Source organism: Bacteroidota bacterium (assembly GCA_016194975.1).
Taxonomy (GTDB): Bacteria; Bacteroidota; Bacteroidia; order Palsa-965; family Palsa-965.
This window is the reverse complement of record JACQAM010000003.1, coordinates 214,794-234,176: the sequence shown is the minus strand read 5'-3', so window position 1 is coordinate 234,176 and position 19,383 is coordinate 214,794. Positions and strand designations below refer to the sequence as shown.

Here is a 19,383-nt window from a genome sequence, read left to right as displayed (position 1 = left end):
TCAGCAGAATAGGAGAATTATTTTTTGAAAAGGGAAGTTGTGCCTGCCCGACCCAAACCGGGGCGGGCAACGATCACCGCTGTTATCAGTTGTTTTTTATTTCAGTTACAATTTTATACCTGTATTGTGAATAAAATGAGGTGAAGCTGGCAGTCAAAATTTCATTCAGAAAGTTTAGTTCATCGACAAATTCGAAAGCAAGTTTTGGTTTATAATTTTTATTTTCACGAATAAATTCTTCTGCATTTTTTAACCAGTCGTTCTTTATGTTAACCTCAAAATTTGAGTCTGTGTATTTTATTAATTGAATAGCACCTAGTAAAAATATTGGTAATTGTTTTGTTAAGTCAGCCTGACGATACCAACCTCTGCCTAACCATTGACATTTATTGTATAATTGTTCCATTTGTTCAAATGAAGTCTTACAAAGTGCATGATTATATGTTAATAAGCCGTACAAATAATTTAAAAATGAAATATCAAATTTTCCAGAAACTGTATTTGATAGCTCTGAATATTGCTGAAGAGTTTGCGTTTTCCAATCTTTATTAAATAATATTGTCCTCAATAGATTTCGGCTGATTAAATAAAAGTGGTCATAGTTATCATTTTCCAAAGTCAAAGTTTTCGGGTAATTTAAAGACAGTAATTCTTTATCGCCTACAATTAAACTCTCGACAGCCGTCCAATCATTTGTTCCAGAAAGATAGGCTCGGCTAAAAAATCTTAATCTAGAATAAGTAAAAATGCCATCTAAAAGAATGCTGTAATCCTTTTTGATAACGGAATTGTAAATAGAAATATTTAAGATTGTTAAGATTTCTGTGTCAGACATGTTCATAAAGAACAATTCTTCAATTGTCAACTTGTGATAATTAGATCCCCAGCTGTTTGAATTAAAAATATTCCGATAGCCATTGTTGGAAGCAACACGCATACTTTGTAGCAGTTGAGCGAATGTTTTCTGAACAGCATCAAAATTTTGCTGCGTTGAATTCTTAAATTTCTCCTCAATGTTCTTCACTCCGGATAAGTTTTTGAATAGATATTATATTAATAAAAATTACTGCTAACGGTTTCGGGGCTTGCGTTCGGCGGGCTTTCGGAGCTTCACCTGTCTAAACGCACCCAAGTTTATTTATTGCTCAATGTTTTTATTCCCTCGTCCGCCCGCTGACGCAATTGCCCCGTGTTAGGCGTTGGTTTTTTCTAACTCTTGTCTAAATTGGTTAACGCAGTCTATAAACTGTTGCTTGTCAAAAACGAATGGTCCAATTTTGTCAAACCAGTTTACTTTTTGACCTACGGTTTCCGGATGAAAGCCTCTTTCTGAGTCGTCTGAACCTAGCCTCCACCAAATTATTTTATCGTCAATGCATTTTGACTCAGCAACTATAATTGTACACCAAAAGTCCAGGTCGTCTGAACACATTAATATTGGTGAAATAACAGTATCGTTGTCTTGAGGAATTATTTTGTCCCAAGTCACTTTACGCTCATTCTCATTTTCCAACCAATGAAGCAGAGTAGGAACAAGTCCAAGCATATTGTCTTCGGGGTAAGTCTCATTGAGAATTACGTCTAACGATTTTCCATCTATAGCGATTTCCAAATAATATTCGTTAGTGAACTTGTTTAGAGTTCTCAGTGTCGAAATATTATTTAATTGTCTGGTTGTCATTTTAAACTTACGCCTAACTCGTTTATATCCCCGGTTTTTTGACCCAAAACCCTTTAATAAATCCTTCAATTGATAGGATAACCACGGTTTTGATTTTCGAAAATTGGGTCTTGTTTTTCATTTATTCAACTTCAGTTTTTCAATCGGACTGATGATCTTAGAGAAAAATAAACTGAATTTCAAAACCCAAAATCTAAAACCCCAAATCCAAAACTACATCCCTCTTTCTTTTTCCGCTTCCTCGCTTGTTTTCTTTTTCTCCACCGGTTTTTTCGGCTTCACCATTTTTGCAAAAAGTTTGTTGTAATAATTAGCCGTCACTTCTTTCTCTTTTCCTTTTGTCTCCGCCTGGTGATCAACATAAATTACTTCTCCCGTTTTAAGATCGAGTAAAGCCACATCATAATAATATTTATTCCGCGGAATAAATGCGCGTACTGCCGGAACAATTGCCAGGCAGGAAACGCCGTACCAGAACGGATGCTGAATTCGTTTGTAATAATTTGTTTCTACAGCAGTGAACATCACATAACGCGTGTTGTATTTTTTCGAAATGCTGTCGGCCTGCGCCTGGTTGTTCACTGTCCACGCATAATTATTATCGCCGTGCTCAAGTTTTTCATAGAACCATTCATTGAGCATCGCAAGATCATCGAACTGATCGCCATTTACAGAATCCATCGTAAACGGATTCAACACCACCGCCTGCACCCCATTATCCGTCGCTGCGGTATTGATCACATTCGTCATATTCGTTTGCCCGTTCTCGCTCAACGTAAAATCCTGTTCGGGATCATCGTCACGATCTTTCTGGTGATACTCTTCAAAATCGGGGCCGGCAACAATGACGCGGTTGATTCCATAACCGTACAATTTTTCATCGGCGTCTTCTTTTTTCTGTTCTTTCTTCGAAGGCGTGTCATAAGAATCGGGATCTACATAATCTACGAGCGCCCGCCGGTGATCGGTATAATATTCGAAGCGATGCACGAAATCAGAATCTTTCAGCAATTCCACGAAAGCGAACTTGGTGAATTTTTCTTTTTCAGAAGAGAGTTTGAATTTATCAAGACGGGAGAATTTCGAATCGCCCGTTTCACCGGTTTCCTGCGCGCGGTCGAGCGAATCTTGTTTCAATTGTCCTTTCGCTTCTTCGGGAGTGATCTTCGAAAAATAAGAGTAATGAAGATTCTGATTATTCACGAGCATGGAAAATAAACTGTCGCATAGCGTAAGCTGCAGTGAATCGCCCATATCGGCGCGATGAATTTTCCAGTTGTAGGCGAGCGCCAGGCAAGTGAGTTCATCCGGATCCATTGCGTGGAATAAACTGTAGAGTTGCTGCTGTTCGCCGGGATAATCTTTGGTATCCGGAATTCCGTAGTAACCGGCGCGGAGCAGCGCAGAATATTTTCCGCCATACGATTCGCCGAATAATCCGCCCCACCAGTCATACGGATTGTAAGTTGATTTTCCGCTTTGCTCGTAAGCTGCAAGATTGTAAAGTGAACGCCCGATTATTTTTTTGAAATAAATATCATCTGGATGTTTCTGCAGCATCATGTAAGAAGCGTAGATCGCATTCGGATAATCGCGATCCTCGAGATAAAGGCGGCAGATCTCGTAACGGGAAAGTTCGCGCGTAGAGAGAAATTCATTTTTAGAAACAACAAAAAGTTTTCCGTCTTTATTTTTCACTGTGTCAAGCACGGTCATGAGCGCCATCCTGCGCTTGCGCACATTCGGGTGCGTGCTTCCCACGTCGTTGTAATTATCATCGGTGTAGATCGGGTCTACATTTTTTTCATAATAGCCGGCAGGAATTTTTATGTAATCCATGTTGAAGAACGTGGTGTCGAACGGAACATCATCGAATGGAAAATTCGCATACTCGAGTACATCGAAAGAACGGAGCGCTTCTTTTTTACTGTAAGACGATTGCATGAACAATTGAAATCCCTGCATGTCGGCTTCCAGTTCCTGTTCCTGATTATAAGAAAGTGCGGAACTCTGCAGGAGATAATAAGGAGTGTTGTCTTTGTTTTTTAATTCTTCGCGATTGAGATAACCTTTCAGCATGTGTTCATTGCGATAGTGCGTGATCTCGTGGCAAAGAATAAAAGCAAGTTGCGCTTCGTTCTCCAATTGCGCGAGAAGCCCTACTGTAATAAGAATAGTTCCGGTTGCAGAAGTGTAGGCATTCGGATCGGCAGATTTGTAAACGTAAAAGTGAAGCTGGCTCCTGGTTACCGAATCATTCTTCAGCACTTCATCGCCAACTTTCTGTACATAATTGCTGAGTGAATCATTGTAAAGCACGAAGCCGGAGAAAAATCTTTGCTGCGAATAATAACTCATCTCCCGCATGAATTCCTGTTCCATTTCTGTTGGCGGATCGCCATTCGCTTTACGCTGCGCGATCTGCTGATCGACGAGTGTATGGCTGGCACAACGATAAAAAACAGGAATGGGCCCGTTTGGCTGTAATGGAAGAATGTTCTGCGCGTTCGACACGTAAGCCGACAACACGATCATGATGGAGAGAGCAAATCTGCGCATGGGGGAGCGTTTTATGAAGTACCTAAGTTAATGAATTGAACGAAGAACGAGGGAAATAGTTATACGTCGGCCATTGTTGTTGTGAATTATTAAGACGCCAACTTAAAATTATTTTCATAAGATCTGATTCATAGCCCACCGATTAATCGGTGGACTCTACAGGATGCACCGAAGCCACATTTTTCATAATGCATTTACCGTATCAGGCGAATTTTTTCAGCGATCCGCCTTCCACAAATAAACGTTCAATTTTCTTTTCTATTGCAGGATCTTTTTCAAGTGCGGGTGCATGGTGTTTTTTTGTGCGGGAATCAATGATAAGTGGCCCGCGGCAACCCCAGTGTTTATGTTCGGTGAACGAATCAACGCCGTAAATGTCGTGCGATGGATTACTCTTCGTGAAAGTGGCCCATAGCCAGTTGTTCAGTGAAGCCGTTGTGAAATTCACATTATCGCACAGCACGATCATCATCACGCCGGAAAGTTTTTCTTTCTGCGAAGAAAGCGCCGAAGCAAGGCCTGAAATTTCTTTTTCTGCATTTTCATTTCCGGAATGCGGAGGGCTTTGCAAGCAGATAATTCCGGGAAGGATCAATTTCATTTCAGTAAATCCAACGGGTAAATTCAACGATGGAATATTTTCACTGAGCGTTCTTCTTTTTTCCCCCGCAGCGGCAAGAACTACTTTCGATCCGGTATTCAGTCCTGTTCCGCTGTAGTCGAGTGTGTCAATGCTCGTGTGCGTGTGAAAATGTATGTCGCGTGTGAGATCGGTGCGCTCCAGCACATGGCGGAAAAAGGCAGGAATATTTTTTGTGTCAATATTTTTATCCTCCTCTTTCGCTGTGATAAAAAGATATTTTGCTAATGAAAGTTGCCCGCTTCCGAGAATGTGATTGGCGATGGTGAGAATTTCTGAAGGAATTTTTTCTTTGAGGTAAGGCGTGTAACGTTCACTTCCCAAAGCAAGGAGCAGGGGATGAACACCGGCAGCATCCACGGCATTCACCGAATGCAATCCGGGAATTTCATCTGCGAGCGCATTACCCGCGAGCTCATGCACGAGCATGCCGAATAGCGTGTCTTCCTGCGGCGGACGGCCCACAACGGTGAATGGCCAGATCGCATTTTTTTTGTGCCACACTTTATGCACGCGCATCACGGGGAAAGGATGCTTCATGCTGTAATAACCGAAGTGATCGCCGAACGGGCCTTCGTTTTTATTTTCTCCGGTGTAAACCTCCCCGGTGATCACAAAATCCACGTCGCCAAGAATTGTAAAATCATCTTTCATTCCATAGCGGACTTTTCTTCCGCCGAGTACTCCCGCAAAAGTCAGTTCAGAAATTCCTTCGGGCAAAGGCATCACGGCAGCAAATGAAAGCGAAGGCGGGCCACCTGCGAACACAGAAACTTTCATCGGAATTCCTTTCGCATTGCATTTCGACTGGTGAACGCCAATACCGCGATGCAATTGATAATGCAAACCCACTTCTTTGTCCTGCAAATATTCGTTTCCACTCAATTGAATTCTGTACATGCCCACATTCGAATGCATAATGCCGGGCTGATCTATGTCTTCGGTGTAAACGATCGGCAGCGTGATGAACGCTCCTCCGTCTTGCGGCCAGTGTTTGATCTGCGGCAGATCGGAAATTTTTATTTCGTGGTAAAGAGAAGGAAGTGAATTTGTTTTTTCAGGGACCGCTTTCATTGCAGAAAATCCTGCGCTTATATTTCTGAACGGATGCCGCAGCGCTTCCATCGGATCTTTCCGCAGGCGGATCAGTTCTTTTACTTTATCCATTGTTCCTCGGAAAATAAATTCTACACGTTCTTTCGTTCCGAAAATATTGGAGGCAGCGCGGAACTTTGTTCCTTTCACATTTTCAAAAAGCAATGCCGGCCCTCCCGCTGCATGCACGCGCAGATGAATGGCGGCCATTTCGAGATGAGGATCCACTTCTTCTTTCACACGCACCAGGTGCCCGTGTTTTTCCAGGTCATTGAGGCAATCTTCCAGCGAGGAATAAAACATGAGACAAAGTTATCTTTTTAGGCATGGAGAATTGTAGTTCAGTTTGTATCGAGAGCCCCTGCGGGATGAAGAATACTATCAAACGGAGCCGCTATCGCACTGCAATTCTTCATTAGCCCTCATCATATTTATTCTAATTTTGAAACATCGTTCCAATGTTACGCCACTTATTTTTTTTCATTTTGTTATTGGCTGCCATCACTCTTGATGCGCAGAAAAACAAAGCCGACAGTCTTGAGAAGCTGCTCGCGCAGAAGTCGGACGATTCTTTACGTCTTACACGCCTTCTTTCACTGGCAAAATTCGAATTGAACCTCGATGGTGAAAAAAGCATGAAGTATGCGCGGGAAGCAATGACTCTCTCTGCACGCGTTGATGATGATTACAAAAAAGGGATGGCGCTTGTTTCTGTCGGGAATGTTTTCCTCGTCGTTAATGGAGATGCAGATTCGGCGCAGAAATATTTTTATGATGCATTGAAGCTGGCCAAATCATCGAACCTTCGTTTTCTGCAGGGGAATGTGCTCAACAATCTCGGAAGCGTGGCGAAAATGAAAAATAAATTATCGGATGCGCTCGATGATTACAATGACGCATTGTTTATCCGTGAAGAGTTGCATGATTCATCCGGCATGGCTGCCACGATGAGCAATCTCGGTTCCATTTACGAAGCGAAAGGGGAGTACAAAAAATCGCTGGAATATTATTTTCGTGCATTACCATTGAAGGAAAAAGAAGGAAATAAAAATTCAATTGCGAATACGCTTGTGAATATCGGCAACACCTACATCGACATGAACAAACCGGAAAAAGCGCTGGAGTTTTTTATGAAAGTAGATTTGTTGGAAACGGAAACAGGAAATCTCAGGATGCAGGCAGGTAATGTGAACAGTATGGGCATTGCGTATTATGAATTGCAGAAATTCGACAGCGCAGTTTACTCCTACGATCGGTCATTGAAAATAAGAGAAGAGTTGAACGATTCAGCGGGAATGGCGGAATGTTTTAATAATATCGGCAATGTTTACTACGCCCAGAAAAATGCAGCAAAGGCGCTTGAGTTTTACAGGAAGTCAATGGATCTTTCCGCTTACATCGACGATGACCACAAACTTGATTTCACCTGCAATTTTGCAACAGGGTTAAGTCTCGCCGGCAAAAATGATTCTGCGCTCGCGTTGATGGAAGACGCGAAAAAAATAAACAATGCGTTTTCTGTTCCCGGTTTTCGTCTTTCTATTCTTGGTGCTTATGTTGACATCTACGAAAATGCAGGACGATATAAAGATGCACTGAATACGCTCCGCGAACGGGTTTCGCTTAATGATTCCGTTTATAAAAGTGAAAGCATGCGCCAGGTAGATGAACTGGAAGTGAAATATGAATCGACAAAAAAACAAAGCACGATCGATATGTTGCAGAAGGAACAGGAATTATTGCAGAAGGACAAAGAGAAAGAAAAAGTTTTCAATTACGGGCTCACTGCAGGATCTTTGCTGCTTTTGTTCGTGATCCTTATCGTGCTGCGGAGCAACAGGCAGAAAAAGAAAACGAATAAAATGCTCGCCGGGCAGAATAAGATCATCGCAGAAAAAAATAAAGATATCACCGACAGCATCACGTACGCGCGCAGGATACAGCAATCCGTTCTTCCCGATGAAAAAATTCTGAAAGAAAACTGCAGCGACTATTTTATTTTCAATCGCCCGAGAGATATTGTGAGCGGCGATTTTTACTGGATGGCAAAAAAAGCAGAAAGAATTTATGTGGCTGTTGCCGATTGCACAGGGCACGGAGTTCCGGGTGCATTGGTTTCCGTAGTTGGATTGAACATGCTGAATAAGATCATCGAGGAAAATGAAATGCATGATCCGTCTGATATTCTCGGGAAGCTTCATGTGCTCGTGATCAATTCGCTGAACAAGGATGCAAGTGCGCGCGACACGCGCGATGGAATGGACGTTGCGCTGGTGTGCATCGATAAAAAAGCGGGGACAATATTATTTTCCGGGGCGTCACGCCCGTTCTATTATTCTGATAAAAACGGATTTCATTCCATTCGCGGCGATCGTTATTCCATAGCCGGCGAAAAAAAGACGGATGGGCCTCCATTCGAGCAACATGAAATTAAAATGGAAGAAAATTTCGAATGCTGGATATCTTCCGATGGTTACGCCGACCAGTTCGGTGAGAAAACGGGGAAGAAATTTCTCGCAAAAAAATTCGGACAGTTGCTGGTTTCCGTGAGTGGTTTACCAATGAAAGAACAGGGAGAGAAAATAGAGAACGCTTTTCTCGAATGGAAAGGAAGCGCGGAGCAGGTGGATGATGTTTGTGTAGTGGGAGTGAGGGTGTGATCATTCTCTCCCGCAGATTTTTTTATAATCGCAGTTCCTGCATCGCTTCAATCAAAAAAATGTAAAAGACGAGGTTGTATTATTTCACAATCACAATCTTCTCCTCATGCAAAATCTCTTTCCCCGAAATAATTCTGTAAAAATAAATTCCATCTGCAAGATTTAATTCCAAAGGAATGGTTTGATTCCCTTCGGGAATAGAAATAGTTTTTTCAACTTCCTCTCCGAGCAGATTATAAAAATGAATTTCTGACTGTGACGGAAAAACACCAGAAAGCTGAAAATTTCCATTGGAGGGATTGGGTGAAATATTGAATAATTCAGAAGAATAAAATTGAATTCCTGACCAGCCACAATCAATAACCGATACATCATCTATATAAAAGTAACACCAATGATTAGGTCCCAAATTACCCAAAGTATCTGTTTGATCATCCGGATAAAAATTACCTATCGTGAGATATTTTTCTCCTCCCCCCGATAAATAAATTCCTGAAATTCTTATCCAGTTGACTGTGTCTTGTATGACTGTCACTGAAGAATACTCAATTTGCGGCGTTGCAGTAATTGTGTCATTGAGAGTCTGAGTTATCTGTTGTGTGGATAATAATGCGCCAACTCTATTAACAGCCCAAAAAGAGCTATCTGCAAATGATATATAAAATTCAATGCAATAATTTTTTCCCTGCACCAATGTATCACTCAATTTTACTTCAATATACTCTCTCACATTATCACCATAGTTATAAGCAAAAGCAGCGAAGCCCGCATATCCATTTCCAGAATGAGGCATTTGGAACCCCGTCCAATTTTGTGGGATGGCCATTGAGTTCACAAGTGCACAAGTATTATATAGATCAGGCGAGGACCCCCCTGGTTGAAACCACGGTGTTGCAAAATTCAACTCTCCTTGATTATTAGGACAACTACTTAGAGTTTCAAAATCTCCGTTAGGTACAAGATTCATCTGCGCATTCATAACGGATGCAGAGAATAAAAAACAAACAAGTAAAACTTTTCTCATTTAATAAATTTAAGAAATCTGCCCTCATTCTTCGACTTCGTTTTAGAACAAAGGCGGGATATTCATTTATTCCTGTCTGATAATGATGAGCCGATTCGTTTCTAGTAACCGTCCCGAGATTTTCTAAAAAAATGAACCCGAAAAATATTATTTCACGATCACGATTTTCTCCTCATGCAAAATCTCTTTCCCCGAAATAATTCTGTAAAAATAAATTCCATCTGCAAGATTTAATGAAACAGAAACCGATTTATTTCCTTCTGGCATTTCAACAGGTTCAGAAACTTCTTGCCCCAACAAATCATAAACATGAAACACTGCATCCGCGGGAAAATTTCCGGTCAACTGAAAATTGCCTGAAGACGGATTCGGAAATAAAGTGAAGGAAGAATAAACAGGTTCTACAACGCTGTCAATAGAATCGCAGAAGAACAAAGAAATGTCATCAACGTAGTAGTAGCAAGGATTTCCTGATGTCACTCCAGTTGGAGCAAAAGTGGTTTGGGCATCTGATCTAATATTGCCGAACATGAGATACTTTTCTCCCCCAACAGCAATAAAACTGTCTCTAACCATCATCCAATTTGTAGTATCAGCCAACTGATTTCCTGTTGGATTGCCAGCGGTAAAAACTAAACCTGGGACAGGACTTGCTCCATACTGATAATAATGAATCGAATCATTACTAAGACTAATTCCTAAGCCATCGCTTGACATCTGCGAATTTTCAGTCAATGAAACGTAAAATTCCAAACAGTATTTTTTTCCGGGCATCAAACTATCTGCAAGTTTGACAGCCATGTATTCTCGTCCGTTCATTCCTGAATTAAAGCCTGCGTAATGAGTTCCTGAGTGTGGCCACTGATAACCATAGCCAAAAGGAATCCCCCCCCCCCCCCAAAATGTATTCGCCAACGTGCAACCTGCTATCGTAGTATAAATGCCATAATAATCAGGACTTCCAAATGAAGGAGGATACCAGTTAGCGGGCATTACTCCGCTACTCATTGTACAGATTACCGAATCCTCAAAATCTCCATTTGGAACAAGATTCATCTGCGCATTCATAACGGATGCAGAGAATAAAAAACAAACAAGTAAAACTTTTCTCATTTAATAAATTTAAGAAATTCCGCCCTTTTCTCAAAATGAAAAGGGCGGGACTCTGTTTTACTCTTGTCTTATTATCACCAATCGGCCTGTTGAAATAGCAACGCCGTTACAAATCACGGAATAGATATACGTTCCGCTTGGCAGATTTGATGCATCAAACGTGTAAGTTCTAATGCCACCTACCAATTGCCATGCCGCGACTCTCCTTCCTGTGAGATCATACAGATTCATTTGCCCGTCTTGTCCATCAGGAAGGTCAAGGTTAAAAGAAAACTTTCCTGTTGTAGGATTCGGAAACACATGACTTACGGCTATTTCCTGAGAATTTTCAATCGGTTGATAAGCAACACGAACATTACTGCTGTCGTGAATTTCTATTTCCAACATATTTCTTGCATCAGTTACACCCATTCCACCGGAAATCATTCCCTGTTTCGCAATGTTATAAAGCGTGCCTTGATCTGCGTCAGACAAATTGAAATCGTCATTCGCCCAGGTATTGAGAAACACACGCATCACAGTTGCGCGGTTGCGATCAAATATGCTCAGCGTTTGCGGATCGTAACTTTGTACTGCTGCAACATAAGCATCCGCAGTTGAATAATCTTCGGCAGCTATTGCATCTTCAGCATAAGCAAGATATTCGATGTTTGATTTAAACATGGTGTTCATGAAATTCTGATAGTAAACATCGTCGCTTGTTCCCAATGAAAGCCACGCTGGATTATCATGAAGCATTCTGTATGCGAAAACCTGCGCATCATAAATGTAGGCATCCGATAATGTGTCGTAAGTTCTCGGATTTTTGCAGATGCCTGAAAGCAAATAATCTCTCAATGCAATATTTCCAACAGGAGCCGGTGCAAGGAAACTGCTGCATTGATCAACACCACCTACACTTGTATTACTATTATAAAAACTACCCAAAACCACTTGACCAAAAGTAGGGCTGGTTGGATTGTAATACCAATGAATTCCATTTCCATTTATCTGTTGAATTTTTCCACCAAGATCAGTTTGAATTGAAGCTGTCCAAACATTTCCTGTTGAAGTTGGAATTTGAGAAGTTCCAAAAAGGATCTGATCGTTCAATGAAACAGGATTGTCGATGATGCCAACTCTGCCGAAATTAATTCCGTAGAAACAATTTTTCAGTTTGTTACAGGCAAGTAAGGAAGGATTATCTGAACCCTTGAGAAAAATTCCGCTTCCGACATTGATGCAGGAATCCTGCGTGATGGTATCGTTCTTGCAGTTCTCAATATAAATTCCATAAATAGTATTGTTCGTGTTTACTGCTGCCCCGGTATTTTTGATCCTGTTATTTCTCACTTTCGCATTTACGCATTGGTCTATGTGAATTCCTGTTGCAGGCAGCGCCACCGAATACGGTTGACCGGCAATAAAAGTAATAGGCCCGTTGTCAGTGATCTTCGCATTGTTCACGCGGCTCACCCAAATTCCATTTCGCATTTTTTTGATGCTGTTGTTTTGAATGGCAAGGTGAGTGGTTGCGACCATCGCGTTCGCGCAATAAATTCCGGTCTGCCCGAAATTACTTGCAATGAGATTCGCCGTTTCATTTATCACGTTGTTGGAAATCGTGATCGTGCTGTTGTTGGTTTGAACGCAACTGATATTCGTTCCTGTGCAATCGTGCAGTGTATCAAGATTCACAAGTATGGTGCGATTGTAATCTGCCAAAGAATAAATGCTGATCACGTAACAGGAATCAAACCTGTTACGCTCGCAACTCAAATTCATTCCTGCGGTTGCTTCAACGCCATAACTGCTCCACTTAAAAATATTCGCTGCTTTTTTTGTACCGGCTCTTCCCACCGTGAGTTTATTAGTTGATGTTCCGAACGAAGTATTCGTGGCATAAACTGCGATTCCTCCAATAGGCGCAACGTGCGCGAGCGTTGGCGCGGTGAAATAACGGAAATCATTATTCCACACATTCGTATTTGATCGTACGGCGTAAACTCCGAAAGTTGTGCGCTCAAATAAATTGCGGTAACTGTAAAGCGTACTATCACCAATAGTGAAATTCGTCACCGTGTCAATGACAATTCCAGCGTATCCAACCGAAGCCGAGAATGGTGAATCAAGAAAAGCGCTGTTATTCGACACACCGACAGTTGCTCCCGACTGGCCATTTTTATCACATGAAATTATTGTGTTGCGGATTGTCCCCGGATGAGTGCCATTATAAGGATGAATAAGAATAGCAATGTAATTCTTATTCAATTTTACCTGACCACTACTTCCATCAACAGTGAATTTTCCGCCGTGCGTAGAAACGATTGCATTCATTGCATCTTCAATCGTCGTTCCTTTATTCACTTTCAGTTCCGATAAAGGATTTGTTCCGTCAACATAAATTCCATCCCACATTTCCCCACACAATCCATCGTAAAGCCGCGTAGGATGAACACTGTTCCCTTGTTTGGTAAGCTCAAAACTTATTCCGGAACGAATAATAATTTTTGCATTCGGCCCCATCCATATATCGCAGCCAATGAATCTTGTTTTCTGATCAATGACTAAAACTCCGTTGATAGAAAAATTTCTGTTGACTGCATCCCATGATTGATTTACGACATTAAAAACAAGTAATCCCGGATGTGAAATCAGAAGATGCGAGGTGCTGTCATTTGAAATTGTGGAATCGAGATAACCTTTATATACACAGCACGGGGGAACATAAATCGTAGCATTTCCCATACAACCGTTAGAATCAGTTACACTTACAGAAACCGGCGCACTCACCTGATTAAAATTCTGCGGGTAACAAACCTGGAACGTGCTGCAAGTGTCACAAGAGTTAGAAGTATTCGCAGACCAACTGTAAGCAGAATAGCTTTGAGATGTTGTGAAGTTCAAACACCCTGCACACGTGGTGGCTCCGCCGACAGGAAGAATAATACTTGGGTGAAGCGGATTGACAATGATCCAAACACGATCAGTATCACTGCATCCGGTAACAGTATTTGTGGCAGTGAAAATATACTGCGTGGTCATTGAAGGATTAACGACTGTCGTCGTACAATTTGTACAAATGATCTGATTGTTCATCGTCGCCCAGGAAGTGGTGTTGTATGTTCCTTGCAGCGTTCCCATAAGAGTCGCAGATTTTCCGAGACAAATCGTTTGGTTGGTTCCGGCATTTACATTTTTCGGGCCGGGAAGCCAAATCAGTTTTGTCGTGTCGTTGATAGTACACCCGTAATAATTCGGAAGATGGATTATTGATTTATAAATTTCAGTATCTCCCGGAAGCGCATAAACAGTATCGTTATTATTCGTCAGCAATCCTCCGGTAGCAATGGGATCGGCGAGCCATGTGAAAAAATAAGCGTTAGCAACATTTGTTTGCGCGATCAACCGAACAGTATCTCCGTTACAGACCGGATTCGGAGTTACAGAAACGAAAATCGAATCGGGATACGGTTCAATTCTAACATCATCTATATAGTAGTATGAACCGTTTACTCCTGTGGTCTGAAAATGTGTAACGGAACCCGCATCTGAAGTAAATTGACCAATTGTAATCCATGATTCGGTTCCTGTTGCAGTATAAGTTCCACTAATAAGAACCCAATTCATTGTATCAGTAATGAATGAGGAATTTACAACTTGTGGTATGACATTGATGAAGTTCGCATTGTTTTGCGTTAGAATTCCAGAAGAAAGATACGCTCCGAGATTTTTTGAACCCCATTGAGCTTTATCGGCCAGACTTACACGAAAAGAAATTTTGTATTGTTTTCCTGCAAGCAGATTGGAGATTAACGGCTCCGATACGTATTCTCTATAATCAGGATCGGCAGGATTGTTGGAATCGCCACCCCAATAACACAGGATGCCCGCATAGCCGCTATCGCTTAACGCGCTGTTACTTGTGTACGAATTTTGCCAGCCAAAATTATTTGATGGAATATCAACGGGAGTTCCACCGTCACTGGAAAAATAATCCGGAGTGGAAATTATGGTGCCTGTAAAGGCAGGCCTTTGCCAGGGACAAGCGTAAAGAAGTTTATTAAGAGTCGTTGGATTGAAATAATTATACTCAAAGCCACCATTACAAACTAACTCGCACGTGTTGGTGCTATCATACAAAACCGACGGACATCCTGTTCCGCAAAATACAACCATAAAAGACGATTTGAAGGAAATACAATTATTCGCCGTACAACTTACCGTACCAACCTTGCGAACATAAATCCAATAAATACTGTCGGTAGATAATGCTGTATCAACTAACGTATTTTCATCGCCGGTTTTCACTCCTGAATTCACGAAAGTAATATCACCCCCGGTAGATTTCCAGAAGGCAACGCTATCGAAACCGGAAGAAGTGGTATTACTCAGATCAAATTCAAGCGCTGAAAGTGGAGCGGTAAACTTAAACCAGTTATCAGAATTTGAACTCGTAAATGCAAAACATGAATCGTTTTGTCCGAGAGTGATGTAAGATGAAGGAACAGACATGGTCTGCCCGAAATTCACTCGCGGCGACAATAACATTGTCGCAAGCAGGAATAAATACGTGTGTATTCTGATTTTTCGGGATCGGTTTTGTTTGAGGGTCATTGGTTTTATTTTTAATTATTGAAAGCAAACAAAAACAGCATAAGCTATTCATGCCTGTGAGAATTCTAATAAAATGCGATCCGACCACGTGAGAAAAATCCTCGTCAACTACCAAACATTTCCGGTTTTAAAGCGGAAGAACTTTGTTACTGTTTCATCCTGATTAAAAAATCAGAAAGAAAAAAAATCAGGTGAGCGCCAAAAGGGTCTTCTTAGCGTCACCCCTGAATCCCGCGTTTTAAGCGAGACAGGATCGGCCGCGCGGGGGATGCGCGCCTATCCTATTAAAAATATTTCTTGAACTGTTGTTTCTAATTGTGATGTTAACAAACATAATAAAAAAATAGAATATCAACGCATCCGTTGAAAATAATTTTTGACTTCTGACCTCCCTTTGATGTCTGCAATGACTGGCAATGAACAAAGAGAGGTTTCTGAAAAAACTTGGCAATAGAATTGTTGAACTAAGGGAAATGAAGGGATTTTCTCAAACTCAACTCGCACACGCGTGCGGGAAAGATCCCCAGAGTATAGAACGTGTTGAAAACGGTAAGATCAATCCGTCTGCGTATTACTTATTGGAAATTGCCAAAGCACTTGATATTCCCTTGAAAGATATTCTCGATTTTTAATATTCATTCCCTCCCACAAATATTTTTATAATCGCAGTTCCTGCATCGCTTCACTTCAGGGGTCTGCGCGAATGATCTGCCAGCATCCAGGATTTCACTGATAATTTCTTTCAGCATTTCCCCGAATTGATCGAGCATTGCAGAGTCTGGCAATTCTCCGGCGGCCGTCTGCACATGCATGAGTCCTTCTTTCAGGTTTCTGAACGAAATAATTCCGGAAATAATATTTTCTGTTTGCGGATTATTTTTCTTGTACAGCCATGCGTACGTCATGAGCTGGAAACTTTTCGCGAGAAGAATATCATTTTTCAGTTCGGAAGTTTCCTCAAACCTTAATTCTCTCCATTCTGTTTTTCCTGTTTTGTAATCAATGATGCGAACGGTGCAATCGTTTTTGTCAATGCGGTCAGCTTTACCGGTTACAAGTATTTTTTTTCCGTTGATCTCGAGTACTGCCTTAAGTTCTTTTTCCAGTCCCTCGAGTTTTAATTTTTCCGAAGCAGAATTCTCCAGTTCTTTTCCAAGAAAAGACTGAACGTAACGCAATGCAATTTTTTTCGCAAGCAAATTTTTCCCGGTAGAAGATCCTTCCGATCCGAATTCACGGCGGAATGCAGCATTGCAAACTTCTTCCGCACGTACAAGCGCCTGCGTGTAAAAAGCAGTGTCAAGATTTTTGCCGAGTGCCGGTTTGTACAATTCCTCCAGTGTCCGGTGAATGATCGTTCCCATCGTGTTATCACCAATGATCTCTTCCACATCATCGCTTTCTTTAATGTGCGCCACGTAACGGAAATAAAACCGGAGCGCACATTGCAGGTAAGTATTGAGCGAAGAAGGAGAAAATCCTTTCTGTGAAACAGCATCCAGCTTTTTCCGCACATCATTATCTTTCGGGATCACGATCGGCGCAAACACTGTTTCTCCTTCCGGATCTCCGGCAGCGAAAACAGTTTCATGAATTGTTACTTTTTTATTAACGAGCGGGAGTTCGTGCAGCAATTGCGTTACAAAACGGCTTTTCTCTTTATTCCCGAAAAGATCCGTGTCTGTATTATAAGTGATGAAAATATTTTCTGCACGCTGCAGGAGCCGGTAAAAATTATAAGCGGTCACGGCATCGCGGTCGTGGAAAGTGGGAAGGCCGAATGCTTTTCTCAATTCGTAAATAATGAAAGTGGAATTATTCTTTGCAGCAGGAAGAATATTCTCATTCGCGGAAAGTAAAACCACATTTTTGAAATCCAGCGTTCTTGTTTCAAGAAATCCCATGACCTGGAGCCCTTCCAGCGGCTCGCCATAGAAAGGAAGACTCGCCGCGGCAATCTGCTGTTCGAGCACAGCGCGAAAAACTTTTGTATCCTGCCCCATCGTGTAAGAAGAAAAAAGTGTTTGCACCCGGTGCAATAATTGCCAGAGCAGAAAAATATTTTCCAGTTCCACGTGTTTGTTCTCTTCTTCCCCTGCAAAAGCAACGCGCAGTTCCGAAATGATGCGGAGAAAAGCGAAAATCGCTTCCTGCACATTTTTCCAGGTGTGCAGGAAAAGTTCCGGAACACCGGAAGAAATATTTTTTTTCTGTAAAACTTCTTCCAGAGAAGAACGCGTACAGAAGACGGAATTACTTCGCGTGAGAAAAGAAGTAAGTTCCGACGGAATATTTTTATTGGCGCACAGCGAACGGAAATAAGGATGACGGAAAATGCGTTCGAGGTCTGCGTGATAAAATTTTAATTCTCCTTCGCGGGAATGAATATTGAACCGGTCCGCATTTTCGTGCAGGCGGAAAATGGCATTCACAAAACCCGCAACCGGCATATTCCTGAATGGAAATCCCATGGTGATATTGATGGGGCCATGGCCCGGAATATTATTAAGCAATGGAAGAAGAAGATTCTCGTCGGCGAGAACGATCGCGGTCTCCGGCGAGTAACGGATATTTTCCGGCACCTGGTCAATGAACCACGCCGCCGCTTTTGCCTGCGATACATTCCGCGCAACGCCCGCCACCGTAATTTTTTTTTCTGACGATGATAAATGGTCTTCCACGTGAATGAAATCCTGCGGTTGCCCGTTCTTTGCTGCAAAAAGATTTTTCCGGTGATCGCGCAGAAATTTTCCCGCTTCCTGTGTTTTATCTTCGAGGTAATAACGATCGGCATCCCAGAGAATTTCTGCAAGGCCGGCACCGCGCAGAACGGTGATCATTTTTTCTTCCGCAGGCGTTAGCGCATTGAACCCGGTGAAAATTATTTTTTTCCATTTGTCTCCGGGAATGAGCGAAGAAATATTTTCTGCTACATAACGCGAGGCAAGCCCGGTATTTGCAAGTTTCTTTTTTTCCAGCGCATTCCTGAATCCGCCATACCATTTCCCGATGGAAGCCCAGAAATGCACATATTGTTTTTGAAAATCGGTGAGTTCCGTTTGTCCGAGACTCCAGTTCTCAATATTCCTTATGTCGGAAAGATTTCCGAAAAGTTTTTTTGTATCGGCAAGATGGGCATCACATTCGTTGAAATCGGAAAGGAGGGAAGGCGCCCATTTGCAGAAAAGATCGAACGACTCTGCTTTTTCTTTTTCCGAATCACGATAAACTCCGTAGAGAATAAAAAGCTGTTCGGCAAGATCTGCTTTTTTCATTCCCGATAATTCCCAAACGAGATCTTCGATCGCATAAATGTCGGGCGACCATACGGGCTCTTTTATTTTCGAAGCAATTTTTTTTCCAAGGAAAAGTCCCGCACGGCGGTTAGTAGTAACCACGCAGGTATTTCCCGGATCTCCGTTGCTGATCCTGAGAATATATTCTGCGACCTTATCAAGAAAACTTTCCATCCGATAAACTGTACATTTGAAGAAGCAAGACAAAGCTAATTCAGACCTCTCAACATCGATCACATTGTAACGGGGAAATTTTCTTTTTTCATTCAACTTTTATTTTTATGCCGGTTCCCGAAATAAAATTTCCTGTTTACAGAAAATATCTCAACGGCAGATCCTTTTTCCGGATAGACAGTATGGAATCGTTCGAGGAGATCCGCCAGCTTGGTACAAAATGGATCATTGAAAAACATGAAGTGAAGATCCTTCCCGACCGGAATCTTGTTCACGACCTGGTTTATGATTTTGAGAAATTCGGTGTTGAAATAAAAGCGGGTGAGTATGAGCAAATGCGATTTAAGGCCGGTGAAAAATGAACAAAAAAGCCCGTTTATTGCCTTTGGCTCGTAATTTCTGCCATTCCCTAATCCACAAAAACTTCGTGCAACAATCTTCGTTAAATTTAATCAGAAAACGAACTTAAAATTTTCGGGCGGCAAGCACGGACACACCGAAAACCCCATTCACAAAACCCCTCGTGTCCCTACATCAAAATGTTC

General features: G+C 41.8%; 11 protein-coding genes. 3 read left to right on the top strand and 8 right to left on the bottom strand.

What is annotated here, in order from left to right; genetic code table 11:
• Positions 1–85 precede the first annotated feature (85 nt).
• The 4 genes from HY064_01650 to HY064_01635 all read right to left on the bottom strand — a co-directional run bounded on the left by HY064_01650 (position 86) and on the right by HY064_01635 (position 6,278).
• Positions 86–1,024 (bottom strand): hypothetical protein, encoded by a 939-nt coding sequence (locus HY064_01650; GenBank protein ID MBI3509340.1) that lies wholly within the window; start codon positions 1,022–1,024, stop codon positions 86–88.
• A gap of 168 nt (positions 1,025–1,192) precedes the next feature.
• Positions 1,193–1,681, bottom strand: coding sequence for a hypothetical protein (locus HY064_01645; protein ID MBI3509339.1), 489 nt, complete (start codon positions 1,679–1,681; stop codon positions 1,193–1,195).
• A 213-nt stretch (positions 1,682–1,894) separates the two neighbouring features.
• Positions 1,895–4,240: a M48 family metalloprotease gene (locus HY064_01640; GenBank protein MBI3509338.1), complete on the bottom strand. Its 2,346-nt coding sequence runs from the start codon at positions 4,238–4,240 to the stop codon at positions 1,895–1,897.
• A gap of 202 nt (positions 4,241–4,442) precedes the next feature.
• Positions 4,443–6,278 carry a UbiD family decarboxylase gene (locus HY064_01635; protein ID MBI3509337.1) on the bottom strand — a complete coding sequence of 612 codons (1,836 nt, stop codon included), beginning with the start codon at positions 6,276–6,278 and terminating at the stop codon, positions 4,443–4,445.
• A 188-nt stretch (positions 6,279–6,466) separates the two neighbouring features.
• On the opposite strand from HY064_01635, the gene HY064_01630 reads away from it, so the two are divergent.
• Positions 6,467–8,635: a tetratricopeptide repeat protein gene (locus HY064_01630; protein MBI3509336.1), complete on the top strand. Its 2,169-nt coding sequence runs from the start codon at positions 6,467–6,469 to the stop codon at positions 8,633–8,635.
• Positions 8,636–8,714: 79 nt separating this feature from the next.
• On the opposite strand, the gene HY064_01625 is transcribed toward HY064_01630, so the two are convergent.
• The 3 genes from HY064_01625 to HY064_01615 form a co-directional block, all read right to left on the bottom strand.
• A complete protein-coding gene (locus HY064_01625) occupies positions 8,715–9,659 on the bottom strand; it encodes a T9SS type A sorting domain-containing protein (protein ID MBI3509335.1) in 945 nt (314 codons plus the stop codon).
• 147 nt (positions 9,660–9,806) lie between these two features.
• Entirely contained in the window at positions 9,807–10,772 is a 966-nt protein-coding gene (locus HY064_01620) for a T9SS type A sorting domain-containing protein (protein MBI3509334.1), read from the bottom strand.
• Between the two features lie 57 nt (positions 10,773–10,829).
• Positions 10,830–15,266 (bottom strand): T9SS type A sorting domain-containing protein, encoded by a 4,437-nt coding sequence (locus tag HY064_01615; protein MBI3509333.1) that lies wholly within the window; start codon positions 15,264–15,266, stop codon positions 10,830–10,832.
• Between the two features lie 518 nt (positions 15,267–15,784).
• Here HY064_01615 and HY064_01610 point away from each other — a divergent pair.
• Positions 15,785–16,000 carry a helix-turn-helix transcriptional regulator gene (locus tag HY064_01610; GenBank protein MBI3509332.1) on the top strand — a complete coding sequence of 72 codons (216 nt, stop codon included), beginning with the start codon at positions 15,785–15,787 and terminating at the stop codon, positions 15,998–16,000.
• Positions 16,001–16,003: 3 nt separating this feature from the next.
• Here the strand turns inward: HY064_01610 and HY064_01605 are convergent, their stop codons facing one another.
• A complete protein-coding gene (locus HY064_01605; protein ID MBI3509331.1) occupies positions 16,004–18,838 on the bottom strand; it encodes a PD-(D/E)XK nuclease family protein in 2,835 nt (944 codons plus the stop codon).
• 107 nt (positions 18,839–18,945) lie between these two features.
• Between HY064_01605 and HY064_01600 the strand changes: the two genes are divergently transcribed.
• On the top strand, positions 18,946–19,200 hold the full coding sequence (locus HY064_01600; GenBank protein ID MBI3509330.1) for a hypothetical protein: 255 nt from the start codon (positions 18,946–18,948) through the stop codon (positions 19,198–19,200).
• Positions 19,201–19,383: the final 183 nt, after the last annotated feature.